Below are 20,916 nucleotides of genomic sequence, written 5' to 3' on the forward strand. Positions count from 1 at the left end.
GCTTAAAGCCTGATTTTCAAGGCACAACAAATTGAAAGATCGCCTACTTTTGGATCAGAAAAACCAAAAATGCGAAACGAATGACAATCCGCAGGCAACTAAAATTCAAACTGACGACGGCTGCAATCCTGGCTATTCTTTTAATTGGCCCGGCATGCAGCAGCTCAAAAAAAACACGACAAAACGGCAATAACGAACAAACGGCAATGAATCAACCGGACATGGCCAACCGGGGAGATATGCCTCCCGGACCTCCTCCAAACGGTGATCAACCCAACGGAACACCTCCGGGACCACCTCCGAACGGACAAAAGCCAAACGGAACACCACCCGGACCTCCTCCGGATGGAAAAGGACCTCAGGGAATGCCACCGGGAGGGATGAATGAGCAATTTGACAACTCCCTGATAAAATACGCCGTCCTTGCCGACAAGGGAAAAACCACCAAAAGCGGAGAAACCATAACCGCTAAAGACGAAAATCAATCAGCGGTTTATGCCGACAACAAAGCTACAGCGACGCTCAGCCACAACCGGATCACAACCTCCGGCAACACCACATCCAACGATTTGAGTAGCTTTCAAGGCCTTAACGCAGCTGTTCTTGGTCGCGACGAAAGTGTCATCAAAATGGATCACAACACGATTACCACGAGTGGCAAAGGAGCCAACGCGATTTTCGCTTACGGCAAAAGCACCATCTACACCGATAGCGACATTATTGACTGCACAGACGGTGGAGCTCACGGGATTATGGCGAGCGGAGGAGGTACCATCGTTGCTACCAATGTGCAAATGATCACCAGGGGAGCCAACTCGGGAGCTGTTGCGACCGACCGCGGCAGTGGCACGATTACCGTTGACGGCGGAACAATTAAAACCACCGGACCGGATTCTCCCGGAGTCTACTCCACCGGAAAGATAACAGTGTCGAATGCCGAAGTTTCTTCAACAGGTGCGGAGGTTGCGGTTATCGAAGGCTCCAACTCGATTGTCCTCAACAACTGTCAACTCGAGTACAGCTTCCAAAACAAATGGGGTGTGATGATCTACCAGAGCTTCTCGGGTGATGCCGAAGGCGTGGATGGTCACTTTGAAGTGAATGGCGGCAAACTGACTAGCACCGACAAGAAAGGTCCGCTGTTTTTCGTGACGAACTCGAACGCCAATATTTACATCAACCAGGCAAAAGTTGAAACTGCTTCGGGCATCTTGCTGAACGCAGCAGCTACCAACCGCTGGGGGCACGAAGGATCAAACGGTGGTAAAGCACATTTGATGGCAAAAAAACAAGTACTGCAAGGCGACTTCGTTGCCGACAAAAACAGCACAATCGAACTCGATCTGGAAACCGGGTCCAAACTGGAAGGAAAAATCAACGCGGAAAATTCGGCGCAAAATGTAGCGGTGAAAATTGATGACAGCTCCAACTGGTCACTCACCGGCGACTCATACGTCAATCAAATTGAAGTATCTGTCATTAGCGGAAAAATTGAAAATATTAGCGGAAACGGCCACAACATCTACTATGCCACAGCCGATTGCCCAAGCTTACGCGGCAAAACATACCAACTAAAAAACGGTGGTTCTCTGATACCTCGATAGCAAACACGTCACCCTTCGATTTATGAGCCATTAGGAGTTCCTTCGGGAATTCCGGATGGCTCTTTTTTATGCCTTTCGATTGCGAACCGGGCTCAATTCCGGCTTCAACTCTGAATTATCTTCTGTCTCAGCCGAGTTATCGCGTGCCTTACTTTGAGTCACAATGTACACGCCGACAAACACTAAAACAATGGCCAGGCCTTTGCGCCATCCAAAGGTGTCGAGCTGCCAGAAGACGGCCGCAAACGAAGCCACCACCGGTTGCACGTTGTTGTACATGGTTGCCACCGTCGGGCGCAAAAACTTTTGCCCAATGGGGATCATGAGGTAAGAGAAGAAGGTTGCACCGAATACGACGAAAGCAATATCTCCCAGGATGCTGGTCGGTACCGCGCTGAAATCAGTCGCCGTAAGCTGGTTAAAGTTGAACGGCAAATAGATCATTGCCGCAAACAGGAACATCCACTTCATTTGGGTAATCGGATGGTATTTACTGACTGAATTTTTGAAAAGCACAAAATAGCTGGCATAACTCACCTGTGAAAACAAGCAAAGACCAATCCCCATCAAACTCTGTGTTGCATTGACGGCGCCACCGGCAGCTGTACTACTCAAAATCAACAACAAAGCCCCCGACGCCCCAACCACAATCCCGGTGAACTTCGTCCAGGTAATCGGTTCTTTCAAATAAATGGCGGCAATAATCATGGTGACAATGGGCAGCGTGGTAGTCACGATTGACGCGTTGATCGGCGAAGTCAGCGATACCCCGAAGATGAATACGCCCTGGTTTAAAATAATTCCCAGCAGCGCAGCAATGGCTAACAATTTCAAATCAGCCAACGGCACTCGTTCACGCTTCACAAAAAGTGAAGCAATCCAAAATGCCACCGCAGCACCAATTACCCGGAACGATACCAACATCCACGGATTAATGGCCGGATTACCCATCGCCAGTTTCGATAAGGGCGCCATCAGTCCCCACGCAATATTCGCTGCAATCATCGCAGCATGTCCCTTCAGCTTATCCTGATTCATTCAACTAAATTTGGGCAAAAGTACATGTTCTGCCTTAGCTGAATACTGCCTTAGGGTGAAGCAATTGTTAATTCATCGAAACCGGCATCCAACCACCTAATACAAACGATGGTGTTGAATAATTTGTAATCAACGCTTCGTCTTTCGGCAAGTTCAACTGCTTGGAATAAACCGCGCGTTGCGAAACATCCGCAGGGGAACCGTCTGTGATATTCGTACTGTTGAATTCCCAGTAATGCAGATCCTTGGTTTCGTCTCCAACCTGCCCCCATCCTTCCGGCCGGATATTTTCAATGGCACAATTTATCAAAACTGCTTCGGCAAAGGGATAACCGTATTTTCCCTGGTTGGTCGGAGCACGGGCAAACGTACTTCCCCCTTCTCTGGTTCCGTGAAAGCGACAATTGACAAACACATTTCCGTGATTGGCGTCAGTGTTTCGAATCCACATAAACGGACCGGGCGAGTAAAATTCGCAATCTTTGAAGAATGCCGGCCCACGTCCCAAAACCATATCACCACCACCATCAATCGTTACATTTTCGAAATAAGCCGAACCATTGGTCTGCAGTGCATCACCCGAACCAACGAGGAACACATTACGAACCTGAATCTGATCTCCATTGATCAGCAAACCTTCGGCTTGTCCTTCCAACAGTGTCTTCACTGTCAAATCCATCAGCTGAATATTGGAGCAATTATCAATGGCGAAAGCAGCTCTGCGTGACGGGAAAGTTCCCAGCCACTCGTTGGTCTTCACATTCCATGGATGCGGGTTAAAAACTTCGCTGTTGGCATATTGCACAATCACACTGTCCCGACTTTCACCTTGGATAACCAGGTTCGATTTATTGCGGAAATAGATCAGCTCTTCGTACACGCCATTCTTCAGGAAGATGGTAATAGTATCCTTGCCGTTATCGGGAATGAAATCCAGCGCGCCCTGCAAGGTATTGAAATCGCCATTGCCCTGATCATCCACAACCAATCGCTTTGCCGAGAGATCTGGTTGTTGTTCGCGTGTTGTGAAATTCCAAACCGACTTCTCGTAAACACCTTTGAATTCCTGATCCGGCGTCCGAATCACCGTACTATCCATCAACACGTAATAACGTTTGTTGTATTGAAGTAGGTTGTGATGCAGATAAATTGTAGCTGTGGAGTCGTGCACGATTATTGGGTAAAAGTGAAAACCATCGGTAAAACCACCGATGATCGTCAGCTGATAATCATCGGGCGTAGGCAGCGCTGTTCCCGATGGAGTTCCGGGTTTTGTGTTCGCATTGGTGAAGTTTCCCGATTTGTACTCGTAGGGAACAGCTGTGTAATCCGCATCCGGATTTTTCCAGGGTTCAGTCGGTCCGGAAGGGATACTCAAATCCAGCGAATCAACCAAAGCATCCGTCTCCCAGTCGTAAACGCGGATCATGCCAGTGGCACCAACTTCCGGAACACTCTTAAACGAAATCTTCAAATGGGTATCGGGGCTAATTTCCTTTTCGCCATTAGCGGGGTAGGTTTGATAAACGGAAGACTGCTGATTGGAACAGGAACTGAAAAAAGCTGCGCTAACGGCTAAAACGCCGAACAGCCGGGATGCTTGTGAAAATTTCATATGCTTTGGTTTTGAGGGTGAAATAAGTTAGTCGACAGCTATAAAGTTAGACTTTATTCTGTAGAATACCACTTATTGAACTACTCGTAACGAAGCGCCTCGACCGGATTTCGAACAGCAACTTTCAACACATGATAACTGATGGTAAGCTGAGCAATGACCGCAATCAGCACAATTCCGGTTACAAACACCATTGCCGACAGCGGCTCCTTGTAGGCACCGGGCATAGCTTTGTAAATGTACCAGGCCGCCGGACACCCAACCAAAATCGCAACTCCGAGCATCCGGATCACTTCAGACGACAGCTGCCAGTAAACCGACAATACCGAACTACCCAAAACCTTGCGCACCCCGATTTCCTTGGTTCGCCGGTCAACGGTGAATAGAATCAAACCGAAAAGCCCGATGGTTGAAATGATGAGTGTTACCACCGCGAAAAACAGGAACATCCTTTTCATCGATTGCCAGAAACCAATCGCCTGATCCAGGTAAAAGGCCACACCAAAATCCTTGAACTCGAAAGGATCGTTTGGAAGTATACTTTCGAGCTCCCGGCTGACAATCGCTTTTGCCTGCTGCTCATTCCCGTCTGTAAACCGAACACTGATCAGGCTCGAACTGGAAATGACATCGCTATTGAGAAAAAAAACATAAGTTGGAATGGGGTTGTGCACCGAGAAAGGGTGAAAATCCTTGACCACACCAATAACCGGATAAAATCGTCCATAAAAGTTGACCCTCTTGCCAATGGGATCGTCCCAGCCGAACACCTTCAGGGCTGTTTCGTTGATGATGCAGGCCTGCCTATCTGCCGGATAATCTTCCGAAAAATTCCGACCGTAAACCAACTTCAGATTATAGGTGGGAATGAAATCGTAGTTCACGTAATTGCGGCTCACCATCTCGCGCTCGTCAGGTGCAGCCCCCTCCCAACTCACATAGCCACCAATATTTCCGACAAACGGGATGGTTGATGAAAACGACGCATCTGTTATTTCGGGATGTTGCAAAAAACGATTTCGAATGGTCTCGAAACGAACCGGATTATGGACATTAATTTCGGTGTAAAGAATGTTTTTGCTGTCGAATCCCAGATCCTTGTTCAGAATAAAATCGACATGATTGAAAAGAATAAAGCTGACGATGAGCATGAACAACGAAATGGAGAACTGCGCAGCAACCAAGACCTTTTTAATGCTGAATGCCTTGCCGACATTACTGAAGATCTTGCCTTTCAAAACCTTCACCGGGCTGTACGACGAAATGACCAGCGACGGGTACAAACCTGAAAGAACACCAACCACTAAACTCACCAGGAAAATAAAACCCAGCAGCGGACCATTAGTCCAAAGCGTCAGGTCGAGATTCTTATTCAAGATCCGGTTCAACACCGGGAAGAAAGCCTGTGCAACCAGCAGTCCGAGTAGGGTTGCAACCAGAACCTGCAAAATTGTTTCGGCCATAAACTGCGCAGCAATCATCCGCTTCGACGAGCCAATCACTTTTTTTATACCGATTTCAGTTGAACGTTGCGTGGAATTCGCCAGCGACAGATTGACGTAATTGACCGACGCCAAAATGAGCACCAGGATCGCAGCCAAAGAAAGAATACCCAAACCCACGATCATATCGGGCTGGCTGTTGGGCGACAAATGCCATTTCGACATCGGGTGCAAATACGGAAAGCTTTTCTCGAAATTCTTGACATGCGCAAAAGCATTCTTGATTTTCGCCTCAACGAGAGCGGGATCAGCACCATTTTTCAACAACACAAAGTTGTCGAACTCAATGGCCGTCCAATTCTCGTAAAAGTTGGGTTCTCCCGATAAAATCGGGTAAGTCGGCATGGAAACCATATAAGTTGGCCGCAAGGATGAGTTTTGCGGAAAATCGGCGTACACCGCCGAAACCGAGAGCAGGTAATATTTCCCGATGGTCACTTGTTGCCCAACCGCGTTGCCCTGTGGAAAAAGTTTATCGGACAGCGTCTGCGACAGCGCGATCGTATTCGGTTCAGTCAAAGCATTGCGTTTATCGCCTTCCAGAAGTTGAACCGAGAAAATATCGAAAACAGAATTTTCACTCCAATAACCATCCAGTTCGTTCAGCTGGCTACCATCCGGGAGCGTGAAAAACTGCCCTGCCCCGTGAGCACCACCCGACACTTCACGCATCAGCAAAAGCTTGTCAACCTCCGGCACATCCTGCATGAGATGATACCGGAAAGCCGCCGGGCTGTACGTGCAATAATTGATTGGATAAGAGTCCTCCTGCCGGGTTTGAACCCGATAAACATCGTCATAGTTGACGTTGAACTTGTCGTAATCCAAATCATAGTTGATCACAACGCTGAACAAGATAAAAACAGCAAAGCCAACAACCAGGTTGAACAGGTTGATCGCCGTAAAGACCCTGTTGTGAAGGATATTGCGAAAAATACTGACGAAGAAGTGTTTTTTCATCGGACTCAAGTTAAGCGTTTACCCAACAGTCAGCACAGCTTATACCAAAGCTACAACTTTTTCGCTTTCAACAACTTGCCAGAAAATCAAAAAAACTGATTGTCAAAAAACAGGACAGCAAACTGTCAATTATTTTGTCACCGAGGGCGGAGAGCAGAGAGCGAGGCGCAGGGGGCCAAGGGCGAAGAGATAAAAATAAAAAAGGGAGAGCGCGCCGGATTTGACGTGTTCTCCCTTTTCCCGATTTCGATTGAAAATTATTAGTTGATCACCAACTCATCGACAAACAGAAAAGCTTTTTTACCGTTGCGAGCGAAGACTTTTACATAGCGCGCACTTTCGCCTTGAAGAGAACCGGAAAAGTTTTTAAATACCAGTTTCTTCTCTTCCGGCGAAATGTCGTTTTCAACGTGTAGCACATTTTTGTAGGTCAAGCCGTCTTCCGAAACAGCGACTTCCACAAAATCGGGCATAAATACTCCGGGGCCAATAATTTGCATGAATGTCGCCGAAAACGAACTCAACGTTTCCACTTTTCCCAGATCAACAGTTACATCCAGGTCGTTGGTAAAACCCTGCCACATACCATCGTTGTAGCTGTCGCCGCCACGAAGACCGTCCGTCAATGCGCCCGCATCACCAGCCGGGTAAGCCGGGTTCCAAGGTGTTTGGTAGCTCACCGGTTTGCCAATCGCTTTGTGATAGTCGACCTGTTTGTGCAACACCGGTTCTGTCAATTTTCCATCCTCAAATACAGCAGCACAAATCGACGCGCTCCCGCTCACGAAAAACTGCCCGCTGTACAAATTCGACGCTGTTGTTGGCTGCGAACCGTCAGTTGTGTAGTAAATGGTCGGTTGGCTGATCTCACTTTCAAAGCTAATTCCAATCCGGTGCTCAACGGTATCCACATCCATAAACGGCAGCAACTCCGCTGTTGGTTTGTAATAGTAATTCACACCCAAACCGTCCAAACGTTTCAGCTGCTCTTTCATGCGTACTTTAAAGGCATCCCAGTTCAACTGGCTACTGTCCGTCCAGGCACGCTCGGCCAAAGCCAGTGCACGCGGAAAAATCAACTGGTCGGCAACCTGCTCCGAGGGAACAGTCTCTGACCAAACGCAGGCCTGCAGCCCCTTGATCTGATCAACCTTATCGAGCGGAAAACGGGAACCGTGCAACTTCATGTTGTAAACACTGAACAAGCGTGTGTCGGGCCGCGAAAAATACAGGGGATCGCCCGGCGTTAAAATCAGGTCGTTGCCATTGTTCACCACTTTCTCGGGAACGCCGGCCACCCAATTTCGCCAGTACATGACATGCAATGTCGAGTCGATTCCACCCTCCAGCGCGTCATCCCAAACCACCACTTCTTTTCCTTTCGCTTGCAGAAACTTAGCCACGCGATCGACAAAATAGCCCTGCAGATGCTCGTAATCTTTGATGCCGTTTTTCAACATGAAAACGCGACATTCCTGCGACTCCTCCCAACTGTGTTTCTCTACTTCGTCGGCACCAATGTGGATGTATTTTGACGGGAAGATGTCGACAACCTCGTTCAAAACATTCTCAACAAACGTGTAGGTATCCTCGCTAACCGGGTTCAGCGGTGTTGAGAACACCTTGCCCCAGGCCGATTTACCCGTAGTTGAGAGGTTCGGAAAAATACTGATGGCTGCCATCATGTGGCCCGGCATGTCAATTTCGGGAACAATTTCCACGTGTCGCTCCTGCGCATATTTCACAAGGTCGCGCAACTGCTCCTGCGTATAAAAGCCGCCGTAATAAGGAACACCGTCGCGCATTTCAATATGCTTCGGGTCGAGCGCATAAATGCTGTCTTCTTTCGACTTTTCAATACACACCGAATCCTGTGCATTGAAGGTTCGCCAGGCGCCTTGCTCTGTCAATTGCGGGTATTTTTTGATTTCGATCCGCCAGCCCTGATCATCCGTCAGGTGCAAATGAAGTTTATTCAACTTGTACAAGGCCAAACGGTCAACATAGCGCTTCAAGTAATCGATTGAGAAAAAGTGCCGCGAAACGTCCAAGTGCATTCCCCGCCAGCCAAACCGAGGCTTGTCGTAAATACTCAGTTCCGGCAAACTGTATGTTTCCGAATGTTCTCCGTTTTCAACAGATGGAGGCAGCAATTGCCGAAGCGTTTCAACCGCGTAGAAAATCCCGGCTGCATCGCCTGCTGCCATGGAAATCTTTTTCGATGTAATGTTGATGGCGTAAGCTTCGGGCGCAGAGAAGGTATCCGATTGCAAGATCTCGATACTGTTCTCTCCTTTTTCAGTTGACAGCGATTGCCCCAACGCTTTCTGCATGAGCTGCTGAAACTGATCAACTTCGCCTCCAAACTTCCCTTTGTCGGCAACGACTAACTGTGTTTCGGGCTTCAAGTCGAACTGCCCTTTGGCTGTTTTTAACTGTGCCGGCCAGGGCACTATCGATACATTGGTTCTTTCGGGCGTCGTGCAAGCCGAAGCCAGCAACGCCAGAACCACAATTAAATAAGTGTACTTCACGGAATAATGATTTAGGTAGCCTCAAAGATAAAAAGAACGGGCACACCCGAAAATTAAACGCCTGTTGTCACGACCGAGATAACATAGAAATCTTCTTCCACGACTTGCGGAAGATCGGTAGTTCATAGGCCAGCATGCAGATCCAGCCAACCAGGCAAGCCAAGGCGAAACCTCTCATACCCAGGAAATGCGCCAACGCGTAGGCCGCCACCACCCGGCCAACCATTTGCGCAGTAGTTGCTCCCAGCGTCACTTTCAACCGCCCTACTCCGCGAAAATAGCCTTGCAGCAAATTGGTCAGTCCCGGCAACAAATACAGAAAAGCCATGATGCGGAGATATTCGACTCCTTCGCTAATGAATTGAGGATCTTTATCGCTCACGAATGCGCCGACCAATTGGGGCGCAAAAACGAAAACCGGAACCATGAGGACGGCTGTGTACAACAGGACAAGTTTCAACCCAACCAGAAAGCCTTTTCGCATACGGTCAACTTTACTGGCACCGTGATTTTGCGCCATAAAGCCAGTTGTCCCGTGACCAATGTTTTGCTGTACCACCATGATCAGGTCGTCAATCCGGGTAACGGCGTTGAAGGCACCGATGGTGTATACTCCCAGCGGGTTGACCGCGCCTTGAATGAGAAACTTACCGATTTGCAGGGTAATTTGCTGCAGGGCAGCCGTTGCACTGAAACTAACCGTTTGCCGAAACAGGCTCCAATCGAAGACAAACTCGTGGCGCGCAAATTTGAGGATCGGGAACTTTTGATGCACGTAAACCATGCAAAAAACAGCCGACAGCAACTCGGCAATTACCGTTGCAACAGCAGCTCCCCGAATGCCGATTTTCCAAACGGCTACAAAAAGAATGTCCATTAAAATATTCAATACGGCCGAAATAATCAGGAAATAGAGCGACGCACTGGAGTTGCCCATGCTCCGCAAAGTAGATGCGTAAATGTTGTAGATAAACGAAAAGACCAGCCCCCCAAAGATGATCTGCAGGTAGCTTGTTGCGTCGCCCAGAATATTGGACGGCGTTCGCATCAGGCGCAAAATATCGCGGGAAAAGAACAAGCCCATGATCACTATAAACAGAGTGAAAACTCCCCCGGCGATCATCGAGGTCGAGATTTCCCGTTTCAATTTGGGAATATCGCCCGAGCCGAAAAAGTGCCCCATCAGAATGGACATGCCCAGGCAAATACCGACCATCAGGAAAAGCATGATGTTCATGATCGGGCTGGCTGCACCCAAGGCCGCCAAAGCATCAGTGCCTACAACACGGCCAACAATGATGGAATCGGCCATGTTGTAGGTGAGCATGCACAAATTACCGATAATCAATGGCACAATGTAAGTGACAATCTGCGGCGTTATCGGCCCCCTGGTCATATCGACAATTTTTCCTCTGCTCATATCCTACTCTCCAAAACGCAAAGGTAGCAATCAACATTCGTTCCGCTTATCCACAGCGATTATTCAGCCGTAGGTTGCTTTAATGTTACCAGGAAGGAAATACGCCCGTTTCTAAAGTCTAGTTTAAATAGCGGTCCAATCCGGCATTTCGAATGACAACGAGGGACAATGTGAACTAATTTTGATCTCCACAACGTCAACTTAAAGTCGTTTAAACTGTATGATCCAGGATATTTTTCCACACCAATTCGACAATCAATACAAAGCCAACCAGCTTGTTGCTGATTCAGACTGGCTATTTTATTTCGAAAACAATCAACTGTTAGTAAAACCGACAGGAGATCAATTCTTCATTCCGAAGAAAAAGGATTTTCCCGCTGTTGACACAACATCGGCGACCTTCCTTTTTTCACTGAACGAGGCCTCCTGTTTTTTGATTTCGGGAAAACCGGAAATCGACTCGGCTGATTTCGAATACAAGGACATGAATTTCATACGGGCCATCGACCAGCCTGAAATTGCGTGGACTGCACTTGCAGCTTTTCAGCTGATGAACTGGTACAAGCAAAACAAGTTTTGTGGTAAATGCGGATCTCCCATGCAACTGAAAGCTGACGAACGTGCCATTGTGTGCCCTTCCTGCAAAAACTTGGTTTTCCCAAAAATATCGCCGGCCGTGATCACTGCGATCATTTGCGACGACAAAATCCTGCTGGCCCGAAACGCCAGTTTCACCAACAACCGTTTTGCACTAATTGCCGGGTATGTGGACATTGGCGAAACGCTGGAACAAGCTGTTTGCCGGGAGATCAAGGAGGAAGTTGGACTGGAAATCACCAAACTGCATTATTACGCGAGCCAGCCCTGGCCCCTATCGGGCTCGCTGATGCTGGGCTTTGTTGCGGAGGCCGACGACCGGCAGCCAATCGTGATCGACAACAAGGAGATCGTTGAAGCGGGCTGGTTCTCGCGGGGGCAGTTGCCCAACGTTCCGAACAATACCAGCATCGCCGGCGAGATGATTGAAAAGTTCGAAAAGGGTGAGCTGAACATCGCTTCGCTTGCCCTTGTGGAAAAGCAACTGCAGCGCTAGAGAATAGAAGATTTACAGAATCACAATATTTAAATTCATTTATCATGAGTCAAGAAGCAAAAAAAGAAGCTGTGACTATCAAACTTTTTAAAGATGGTCCTTACCTGGTTGAAGGAGTTGTAAACATCACCACCGTTGATGGTGAAACAAAAGAGTACACCAACCCGCATCTGTGTCGTTGCGGTGGCTCGTCGAACAAGCCCTTCTGCGATGGTACACACAAAAAGATCGGCTTCAAAGGGTAAATCTTTTCGTTACAATCTCAAATCAACTTAAAAGACACAAACCGGATTATCCGGTAATGTCGAAAGCGGGCAGATGACTTGCAGCAAAAGCGGCAAACCATCTGTCTTTTTTTTGTGCCTCAATCCCAGCTTACCATTAGGTTAGTATCTTTGAGTTTCAATAGAAGTCTTCACCATGTCCTTTTCGTCAAAAGCTATCCTACTCGTCTGCCTGGCAATTTTCAGTTGTTTGAGCAGCTGCCATTCTTCAACTAAAAAAGAAGCAATAAGCCCACAACAACAGCAGACTGCGACAAGCGATGACTATGAAGTGTATTTACCGGAAGACAATCAACCGAAAAACGGGTGGCCTTTGCTTATTGCCATTGATCCTCATGGTTCCGGAATAACAGCGATGCAACACCTGCAACAAGCCGCCGAACAATACCCGGCAATAATCATCGCTTCCAACCGAATTCAGAATAACGATCCGAATTTCATGGCGGAACTTGATAAACTGATTACCGATGCCCGAAAACGCTACCCGGTGTCAGATCGCATCTATCTTGCTGGTTTTTCGGGCGGTGCGCGAATGGCACTGGCTTATGCCGGCTCGCACCGGGTGTCGGGTGTTATTGCTGCAGGTGCGTTTGCCCAACCGGATGAACTGCGCACCATTCCCTGCCCGGTGATCGGCATCCTCGGCATGGATGACTTTAACTTTTCGGAAGCAGCTCAATATCTTTTCAATCCGGAACTTTTACCGGTTAATGTGCATATCGAGCTCACGCATGCCTCGCACGAATGGCCAGGTGCAGATCGTCTGACTGATGCCTGGGGATGGTTTCAATTGTCCAATGAATCAAATAAAGACAAGCTGACAAATTACGTGGAACGGCAACAACAGCGAATCGATTCATTGATGCTAACGGGCGACTTACTGCAGGCGGCTTGTAGCAGTCGAAACATGGCTTCGGTTCCCGCTTTCGAAGCGCTTGTTCCTTTTTCTAAAAACACCAACGAACTGACCGGCTCCACTGCCTACCAACAACAGCTCGAAGCACTTGGGAAAAGTCTGCAGTTTGAGATGAATACCCGCCAGGAGTTGAGCCAGGCGCTGATCGAAAAAGATGCGCTTTGGTGGACGAATGAGATCAGTGTTCTACAGAAAAAGGCCGAAACGGAGCCCGATGTCATTCAGCAAATGGCCTATAAACGCCTGACTGGTTTCCTTGGCATCGTTTGTTATTCCTATTCGCGGCAGTTTGTTGCCCGTGGCGACGCCGCTCAGCTAGAGCAGGTGCTCATGGTATACCGGCTGGCAGAACCAAATAATCCGGACGTTCTCCGCTTTACGGAGGAACTGAAAAAGCTGCAACAGCCGTAACCTCCTAATTTGCTCTGAAATAAACTTTTCCTCCCTCGCCGCTGTTTTTGAAGGAGTGTTTTTTGTGCGCCTCTAAATGATCACAGTTTCCCAAAAACTTTGTACGCAAATTAATGAAGATGAAAGAAACAGGGTTTAACTACGAGCATTTCTTCGAAATCTCTCCGGATTTGTTATGTATTGCCGGCTTCGACGGATACTTTAAGAAGATCAATTCGGCAGTCACTAAAGTCCTAGGCTACTCTTTTGAAGAGTTGTACGCGAGACCAATTAATGACTTTGTGCATCCGGAAGACCAGTCGCTGACCGATAAAGTCCGCAGTGAATTGCATAAAGCACGACCACTTTACAATTTCGAAAACCGTTACATTACCAAAAGCGGCGAAATTGTATGGCTGGCCTGGACCTCCTTACCAGTTCAAGGAGAGAAGCTGGTATTTGCGATTGCCAAAAACATTACGCACAAAAAGAAACTGGAACAAGATCGCAGCGAACTACTTACCCGGCTCACCCACGTCAATCAGGATTTGAAGCAATTGACATACACGACCTCTCACGATTTGCGATCGCCGGTAAACAACGTTTTGGCCGTGCTGGATTTACTCGATATCTCAACGATCGACGATCAGGACGCGGTTGAGCTCATCAATATTTTAAAACTGTCGGGGGAATGTCTGAAAGAAACGCTGGACAACTACATCGACACCTTAAATCAGAAACACGAAACTCTCGCCAACTACGAAGAAGTTGATCTCGAAGAATGTCTTCAGAAGGTACTTCGTTCGATCAGCACCTTACTCGAGACATCGAAAACAGAACTGCAGGTTGACTTTTCCGAGGCTCCTAATATCAAGTTCAACAATGCTTACATGGAAAGCGTGTTTCTGAATCTCCTGACTAACTCGATTAAATACTCTCGCCCGGGTAGTAACCCGGTCATTCAGATCCGCTCGCAACAGGACGACAGAAGAATACGTCTGACTTTTACCGATAACGGCCAGGGATTTGACATGCCCCGAGTTCAAGACAAAGTTTTCGGACTGCAGCAAAAATTCAACGACTCCAAGGACGCCAAAGGAATAGGCCTATACCTGGTACACAATCACATTACCACCATGGGCGGCGAAATAAGCCTCGAAAGCGAACTGGATCAAGGAGCAAAATTTATCATGCGTTTTTTAAAGGACGTATAACTGAATAAACCAACCTTTAGGAGTTGGGAAGAGAAATTCAGAAGGATGCCTGCCTTATTATTCATCCAGAACATCACCGCTTGTAAGGGAAATGATAGCCAATATTGATCCCGATATTAAAGCCCCTGAATCCGCCCGAATAAGCGACATTATAATCAACATAGGGAGCTACAACAAAACGCTTAAAATAGTTATTGATTTCCAAGCCCAAGGCGAAACAAATCGGACTTTGGAGTCCGTCCGGACTCTCAGATTCGTCCAATCCCGAAAACTCTTTAATCCTTAAAAAGCTGACGTAGGGCGAAATGTCCAGCCGACTGTTGGCCGGAATATGGTAGGCCATATGCTCAGCCGACAGTAGCATTAAAGCCCCCAGAAAGAGCGCTCCCTCCCACGACCCGTCCTCCGTGTCAATAATGCTCGCACCCAGCAACCATAGCGGAATTCCCAGGGTTCCGACACCAAACTGGTTATGGTCCTTGCCGAACAGAATTTCTGAATCGAAACTGAAATGCTCACCCAAAAACATTCGAATTTTCATTCCTCCTGCGTAGGTAGAGGGATAGGGTTCGTTGGCTGACAAATGCGCAGCCGACAGAAACAGCGTAAATGCTTTTTGATGCGTTTGCGACGAATCCTCGAAAAGATCGCTTGCGTCGAACTCCGATTGCCCCACCAACAAAACAGGCAGGCAAACCACCCACAGAAACAACCATACTTTCCCTTTCATGACAGCGTTTTTACGATTACTTAAATTACAATAGAAATGATAGAAAACAAAATGCTTGCTGGAAGGGAATTGAGTCCAGAAAACTGGTTCGACAGTTATGCAGTAGACTTGGATCAGCATCCTGCCTCTTGCTAAATCTTCCCTGGCAAAACCAAGATATCATTTAGAGCAAATGCTCATTTATTAACTTATCCTTAAACCACACATACAATTATCTGCATTTATTAATAAATCATAACAAAAACGGGAAATGAAGCTTACATTTACTGGTACAAAAATGCTTCAGGCGACAGGACTCTATTAATTGTTTCCAACCATTTTTGCCTGCGATTAATTCCTTCCCTGCCTCTTGACGTCCACAAAACAAGAGAGATATGACAACATTTGTAATTTTATTATTGGGATTTTTATTCGGAGCGATTATCGCCTACGCGAACCTGAACAAATACAACGTTATTAGTGGCATGGCTATGCTCCGGGACTTCACCGTTGCCAAAGCCATTCTAACAGCCATTGGCCTTGGTTCCGTATTATTGGCACTCGAAATGCATTTCGGACTGACGATTTATCACATTAAACCCTTTATCGCAACGGGCATCATGCTCGGCGGATTTATTTTTGGCGTCGGTATGGCCATTTTGGGATACTGCCCTGGAACAATGGTGATATCGTTGGGACAAGGATCGCTGGATGCATTGGCAGGTCTGGTCGGAGGTTTGCTTGGTGGATGGATCTTTACCCAACTTTATCCCTCTCTGCAAGGGGTACTTGGACCTAACTGGGGCGCACTTTCCATCTCTGGATTAATTGAAAGCCCGGTGCTGTTTACAGTTGTTGTCATCCTGTTTGCCGCAACGTTACTGTTTATCGCTTTCAAATTGAACACCAAAAGCGAGAATCCGAAAGACAAAAAATGGCTTTATGCCGGAATCGCCCTGGCGGTGTTAAATGGTATTGTATTTCTGAAGGCCGGGCAGAACAGACCGATCGGAGCGTCCACATCTTTTCCGTACATGGCAGACTCGCTGACCTGCAGTACCGCGAACGAATATTTCGCAAAAATCAAAACCCCGGGAAACTGGGAAATGATCTTCCTGCTGGGAGCGCTGTTGGCAGGCTTTGTCATTGCAAAGCTCCGGGGCGAATTCAAGTTTACCGTTGTTCATTCCAATTGGCAACAATATCGTAGTTCCTCCAAAGCGAGTCGTACTATTTGGGCTTTCTTTGCAGGCCTGATCTTAATCTTCGGAGCACGAATGGCCGGAGGATGTACAAGCGGTCACGTCATTTCGGGGGGAATGCAACTGGCTGTGAGTAGCCTCGTTTTTGGCGCATTTGTATTTGCAGGCTTGTTGCTTACCGGAAAGTACTTTTATCGGTAAATATAAATTCTGGTTGCCGCACGGAAGCCATATTTACGTTCGAAAAACATATCGGTTATATCGCTTGCTGAATCTTTAGTTTTATATTCGTAAACTAAATGCTACCACAGTCCGACTAAAAGAACTTTTGTTCTTCTATTTGACGTTAATTCGGTTGGTTAATTTTGTTTTAAATGACTCACTTCCTGAGATCTTAAAATTCCCTTTTTAAATACCTTTACCCGCACATTATTCCGCCAAACTAGCAATGATTTTAAGTCTAAGATCATTGAACTAACATTGTTATTTTACTAAATTAAAAAATTATGAAAGGTGTTGTTAAAAAAACTCGTTTAGATGGTTTTTACGAAGTTCAAACCGACAGTATTGTATCTGTTTTCGAACTAGTTGGATGCTCTATCGTCAATGTTGGCGATGAGATTGAAGGAGGTTTAGATAGTCTGGGAGGTAAAGAACTGACGAATATCACTCAAAACGAATCGTTTGATGCAGTTATCCAGGAGATAAACTAAGCAATATTTGTTATGGCAAAGTAAGCAATTGAAAGCCCGATGATTGACTTCCGAATTGCTTACTTCGCAATTTATTAGAAAGAATACTTACTATGCTGTGGCAAGCCGTCTAAAAGGAATACTAATCGCCATAAGTCACGTTCACGTTGCCGCCTGATGCATGCATGTGAACCGGGATACCGCCGCCATTCATTGTTCCCTCAACTTTATTCTTTTCTGACTTTCCGGAAAAATTGGAAAGCTCAATATGAACATGGTCAGAATGCAGATCGAGGTCCATACCCAGTTTCTCGCCACCATGAATGACGGCATCAACGCCACCACCACTCGATTCGAGGTACAATTCTTTGGTGAGCCCGCTAATGTCAACCTTCACAGAGCCACCGCTCGATTTGGCTTTCACGGCCGATGCCTCGCCCGAAACGGTAACGCCGCCGCCACTGCTGGAAGCTTCTGCTTCACCGTGAATATTTTTAAGGTGCACACCACCACCCGAGCTGCGGGCATAAACACGCCCATCTGCCCCGTCCACCGAAACGCCACCGCCGCTGGAACTTAAGCGGACATCTCCATTTTGGTTAGTAGCCTTCACGCCACCACCCGACGATTTGGCTTCGGTTGTTCCGCTGACATTCGCCAGTTCCACACCACCACCACTGCTCGAAAATTCGTGTGTACCTTCAACCCCATAAATTTTTAAACCGCCACCACTCGACGAAACGTTACACGACATTTCTCGCGGAACGGTAATGGTTAACGAAATGCCCACGTTATTCCAGAAGTTCATCCGCGATTTGCGCTTCACAACGGCCGTGATTACCGAACCGCTTTTCGAGAAGTCGAGATCGAAATCCTCGAGTATCTCCTTCAAGTCATCGTCCGAAGGCGACAGGAGGCGACCACTCTTCCGCACGTAGGCCTGAATGACTACAGTAGCCTCGTTGTGGCTTTGTACCACAATTCCGCCACCCGACGACGAGGCATTCAATGTTCCCGGTTGGTTCAAATCAAAGGTCTTGGTAATCGTGGCCTCATCGGCTTTGGCATATCCGTTCAGAGACAACAGTGCTGTGAAGAGCGCTATCATCGCGTACAATTTTCGTTTCATCGGTTTTCTCATAACTTGTTATTTACGTGTTTAATCCAGGCTATCAATCCAATGACGTTTAACTTTCCAATCCGTTACAATTATTTGATCAGGATTTGCTCGATGAAAGGAATTTCAGGATTAATACTTCCGAAATAATCTTTTTACCACCCAACTGTTTGAGCTAAGATTGTCAGTTATTATTTGATTCGTCTTTTATTTTCCGTCTTTTGAAATCTTGTCTATCTTTTCTTCCTGCAAATCCTGATTCCGACCGTTTATTCGTACCGCAATGCCTCAACCGGATTTATGCGCGACGCCTTGAGTGATTGGTAACCACTTGCAACGATGGTCACCAACAACGAGATCCCCAAAACGATCAACAAATCGAAGCCTGTAAATTGGTATTTAAACTGCCCTGGCGTGACGTTCTCCATCAATTTTGCCAACGGGTAGACAATCACATTGGCTGCAAACACGAGGATTAAAAACTGCCGGGTAACCAGCGGAAGAATTTGCTCGGCTTTGGCCCCCTGCACCTTTCGTATGCCAATCTCCTTCACCCTCCGTTGCGATGCAAACACCACCAGTCCAAACAAGCCGATTGCCGCAATGAAGACAGCAAGGATGGTAAAAAAAGCAAAGGTGTTTTTGGCACTGCCCCATATTCGAAGATCCAGCCTGTTTGTATCTGCATCGTAACCATTCACCTCAAATAACACCCCCGGAAAGCTTTCTCTAAGCACCGAACGAATATGAGCCAGGCTACTTGCTGTTGTGTTCGGATTGACTTTAAAGGTGAGGTCGTTGTGCCCCGCGAATCCTTCGTCGCGCAACAATAGAAAATAAGGTAATATCGGGTTATGCACGTCGTCATTATTGAAATCCTTGATCACACCGATAACGGTGTATTGCTGCTCACCGTTGTCAATCCATTTCCCAATGGGATTGTCCCAGCCAAACTTCTGCACGGCCGTTTCATTCACCAAACACGAATTGCCATCGGCCGCAAAATCATCGGAGAAATTGCGCCCTTGAACAAGCTCCATTCCCATGGTTGGAATAAAGTTATCGCAGGCCGCGTTCCATCGTACAAAAGTACGATCATCAACCGGCCCTCCTTCGTAGCTGACATCTCGCCCCCAGGTTGAATGAAGCGGTGCATTGATCGAAAGCGTCATATCTTCAACACCGGGATTCTGCAGAATACGCTCGCGAACCTGGGTATAGGAAATGTTGGTTTTCATACCTGGCAGCGCGCAATGCAACAGGCTTTCTTTTTGAAAACCCAGGTCTTTATTTTTCAGAAAATTAACCTGTTTAAACATCCAGATGCTCGAGGTAATTAACACGACCGACAAAATAAACTGCAGGTAAACCATGGCATTTAATCCGCTCAGCTTACCTTTCTTGAGCGGACTTTTTCCTTTCAGAACCGTTACCGGCTTGAAGCTCGACAAAATGAGCGCCGGATAACTGCCACCAACAAAACCACTGGCTAAAACTACGGTTACTAAAAACAGAATCAGCAAAGGATTTTGTACCAGCTGAAGTTGGATACTACGGTTAACAACAAGATTAAACACCGGCAAAATTAAATAGGCGATCAAAATGGCCAACACAAAGGCCAGCAAGGCAATCACGATGGCTTCAGTTAAAAACTGCAGGCGAATCGTGTTGCGATTACTGCCCGATACTTTACGGATTCCAATCTCGACCGATCGCATGGTTGAAAAAGAAGTCGTCAAGTTCATAAAACTGACACAGGCCAGCAAAAGGGTGAGAATCCCGATAAACGAAAAGAAATAGATCACGGCACCACGATCATCGCGAGCTGTTTCCTTCAGATGTAATTGACTCAATGGCTGCAGGTAAGCCAAATGTTTTGAATTGGGATCGTGTTGCTGAAGGACATCGGAAATCTGGGCCGACACTGCTTCAAAATCTGTATTCTTACGAAGCAAAACATAGATCTCGTACGAACTGTTGCCCCAGTTACTCCCCTGCCTTTTCACCAAATCAGCATTCGACCGAAAGTAAGACGCACTTAGCGATGATTGCTCGGGTATGTCTTTCATGATCCCGGTAACGGTCAACTTCTTTTTTTGCTCATCGAATAGGTTTTTCCCCATGGCGTCCTGACCCGGGAAATATTTTTCGGCCATTGTTTCGCTCAACACAATCGAATTGGGATCGTCGAGCGCCGTTGCCTTATCGCCCCGTATCAACTCAAACGAAAACAGGCTGAATATTTCGGATGGAGCAACAATCCCGAAGTGCTCCATGTAAACATGCTTATTGTCAGGCGAGAGATATTCATCCCAGCTTTCGTTGGTAGCAATGGCCAGTTCAACGGCCGGGACATTTTGATTCAGGTAGTTGGCCATGGGAACAACCGACTGCCCGGTATCAGCTAGCCGATCGGTCTCTTTATACGATTGAAGCCTGTAGATTCGTTCATAGTTCGCGTTAAACTTATCGTAGTCTTTTTCATATTGCACGTAGCGGGCAACCAGGATAAAAGCCGCCAGACCAACAGAGAGACACAAGATCTGGATGACAGAAAGTGTTTTTCGGCGCTTGATGTTCCGGAGTGCAATTCGTATAAAATGTCTAATCATCATTCGTTCGTTTT

General features: G+C 47.1%; 15 protein-coding genes. 7 read left to right on the top strand and 8 right to left on the bottom strand.

Features of this window, described 5'->3' with window-relative positions:
- Window positions 1–80: 80 nt before the first annotated feature.
- A complete protein-coding gene (locus BC643_RS11960; RefSeq protein WP_170154535.1) occupies window positions 81–1,604 on the top strand; it encodes a hypothetical protein in 1,524 nt (507 codons plus the stop codon).
- A gap of 66 nt (window positions 1,605–1,670) precedes the next feature.
- Here BC643_RS11960 and BC643_RS11965 read toward each other — a convergent pair whose 3' ends face one another.
- The 5 genes from BC643_RS11965 to BC643_RS11985 all read right to left on the bottom strand — a co-directional run bounded on the left by BC643_RS11965 (window position 1,671) and on the right by BC643_RS11985 (window position 10,673).
- The gene (locus BC643_RS11965; RefSeq protein WP_120273309.1) at window positions 1,671–2,642 is read right to left on the bottom strand and encodes a DMT family transporter; all 972 of its coding nucleotides are present in this window, start codon (window positions 2,640–2,642) and stop codon (window positions 1,671–1,673) included.
- A 67-nt stretch (window positions 2,643–2,709) separates the two neighbouring features.
- Window positions 2,710–4,257: a pectinesterase family protein gene (locus BC643_RS11970; protein WP_120273310.1), complete on the bottom strand. Its 1,548-nt coding sequence runs from the start codon at window positions 4,255–4,257 to the stop codon at window positions 2,710–2,712.
- Between the two features lie 80 nt (window positions 4,258–4,337).
- Window positions 4,338–6,719, bottom strand: a complete 2,382-nt coding sequence (locus tag BC643_RS11975; RefSeq protein ID WP_120273311.1) for an ABC transporter permease — start codon at window positions 6,717–6,719, stop codon at window positions 4,338–4,340.
- Window positions 6,720–6,979: 260 nt separating this feature from the next.
- Window positions 6,980–9,253, bottom strand: a complete 2,274-nt coding sequence (locus tag BC643_RS11980) for a glycoside hydrolase family 20 protein (RefSeq protein ID WP_120273312.1) — start codon at window positions 9,251–9,253, stop codon at window positions 6,980–6,982.
- A gap of 67 nt (window positions 9,254–9,320) precedes the next feature.
- Window positions 9,321–10,673 (bottom strand): MATE family efflux transporter, encoded by a 1,353-nt coding sequence (locus tag BC643_RS11985; protein ID WP_120273313.1) that lies wholly within the window; start codon window positions 10,671–10,673, stop codon window positions 9,321–9,323.
- 220 nt (window positions 10,674–10,893) lie between these two features.
- Here BC643_RS11985 and nudC point away from each other — a divergent pair, with 220 nt between their 5' ends.
- The 4 genes from nudC to BC643_RS12005 all read left to right on the top strand — a co-directional run bounded on the left by nudC (window position 10,894) and on the right by BC643_RS12005 (window position 14,570).
- Window positions 10,894–11,766, top strand: a complete 873-nt coding sequence (gene nudC, locus BC643_RS11990) for an NAD(+) diphosphatase (protein WP_120273314.1) — start codon at window positions 10,894–10,896, stop codon at window positions 11,764–11,766.
- A gap of 44 nt (window positions 11,767–11,810) precedes the next feature.
- Window positions 11,811–12,011 (top strand): CDGSH iron-sulfur domain-containing protein, encoded by a 201-nt coding sequence (locus BC643_RS11995; RefSeq protein WP_120273315.1) that lies wholly within the window; start codon window positions 11,811–11,813, stop codon window positions 12,009–12,011.
- A gap of 175 nt (window positions 12,012–12,186) precedes the next feature.
- A complete protein-coding gene (locus BC643_RS12000; RefSeq protein ID WP_120273316.1) occupies window positions 12,187–13,377 on the top strand; it encodes a hypothetical protein in 1,191 nt (396 codons plus the stop codon).
- Window positions 13,378–13,496: 119 nt separating this feature from the next.
- Window positions 13,497–14,570: a sensor histidine kinase gene (locus tag BC643_RS12005; RefSeq protein ID WP_120274255.1), complete on the top strand. Its 1,074-nt coding sequence runs from the start codon at window positions 13,497–13,499 to the stop codon at window positions 14,568–14,570.
- Window positions 14,571–14,643: 73 nt separating this feature from the next.
- On the opposite strand, the gene BC643_RS12010 is transcribed toward BC643_RS12005, so the two are convergent.
- Window positions 14,644–15,300, bottom strand: a complete 657-nt coding sequence (locus tag BC643_RS12010) for a hypothetical protein (RefSeq protein ID WP_120273317.1) — start codon at window positions 15,298–15,300, stop codon at window positions 14,644–14,646.
- Between the two features lie 374 nt (window positions 15,301–15,674).
- Between BC643_RS12010 and BC643_RS12015 the strand changes: the two genes are divergently transcribed.
- Window positions 15,675–16,682 (top strand): YeeE/YedE thiosulfate transporter family protein, encoded by a 1,008-nt coding sequence (locus BC643_RS12015; protein WP_120273318.1) that lies wholly within the window; start codon window positions 15,675–15,677, stop codon window positions 16,680–16,682.
- Between the two features lie 305 nt (window positions 16,683–16,987).
- Complete coding sequence (locus tag BC643_RS12020; protein WP_120273319.1) at window positions 16,988–17,194, top strand: hypothetical protein; 207 nt, start codon at window positions 16,988–16,990, stop codon at window positions 17,192–17,194.
- Between the two features lie 121 nt (window positions 17,195–17,315).
- On the opposite strand, the gene BC643_RS12025 is transcribed toward BC643_RS12020, so the two are convergent.
- Window positions 17,316–18,302 (bottom strand): DUF4097 family beta strand repeat-containing protein, encoded by a 987-nt coding sequence (locus tag BC643_RS12025; protein ID WP_147377211.1) that lies wholly within the window; start codon window positions 18,300–18,302, stop codon window positions 17,316–17,318.
- 257 nt (window positions 18,303–18,559) lie between these two features.
- Entirely contained in the window at window positions 18,560–20,905 is a 2,346-nt protein-coding gene (locus BC643_RS12030) for an ABC transporter permease (RefSeq protein WP_120273321.1), read from the bottom strand.
- Window positions 20,906–20,916: the final 11 nt, after the last annotated feature.

Source organism: Mangrovibacterium diazotrophicum (genome assembly GCF_003610535.1).
Lineage (GTDB): Bacteria > Bacteroidota > Bacteroidia > Bacteroidales > Prolixibacteraceae > Mangrovibacterium > Mangrovibacterium diazotrophicum.